The 584-nt window shown below is 41.1% G+C and carries 1 pseudogene; it reads left to right on the top strand.

Going from position 1 to position 584, the window contains the following annotated elements:
* Positions 1-254 precede the first annotated feature (254 nt).
* A pseudogene (locus ABN217_RS19870) lies at positions 255-584 on the top strand (transcriptional regulator); the annotation flags it as partial.

Raw genomic sequence — 584 nt, 5'->3', positions numbered from 1 at the left:
GCAAGATATCCCATTAACTATTCGCCCAATAGTGACTAATGGATTACTTATGGGAATTATTATTTCAATCATTTTAGAAAATATTTTTAGGTGGGATAAAGTAAAATAATTTGAGAGGCAATCGTACCGCGGGATGTAAGCCATCAAGCATATCCTGCTTTGCCTAAATGTAAATCGCTATGACTTTGAGGTATGACGAGCGAGTAAACATTGTTATGATTAAAGTATGAGAACAATATGTGACGGAGCTAACAATGTCAGTACAGCGCGAAGAGATTTTAAGCCACGCTCTTAACCAATTAGAAAAACAAGGTTTATCCGCATCGACAGAGCGCCTTCTCCATGAAATTGAACCTAACTTTAGTGTGATCCGCCAGTTTTGGCCTGATGATGAAGCTTTGGTTTATGACTGCCTACGTTATCACGGACAACAAATTGGAATTTGGCAGCGCCAAACTCGCTTAGATGAAACGTTGAGCCCACAACAGAAGCTTACCGCTCGCTATCAACAACTTTATAGTCGTGTCAGTGAAGGCCGTTTCCCTGGGTGCTTATTTGTCTCCGCTTGCAACCACTATCCCGAT

Origin of the sequence: Proteus sp. fly-1067, from assembly GCF_040139345.1 — a bacterium.
Classification (GTDB): Bacteria; Pseudomonadota; Gammaproteobacteria; order Enterobacterales; family Enterobacteriaceae; genus Proteus; species Proteus vulgaris_B.
This window is presented reverse-complemented; position numbering and strand designations above follow the sequence as displayed.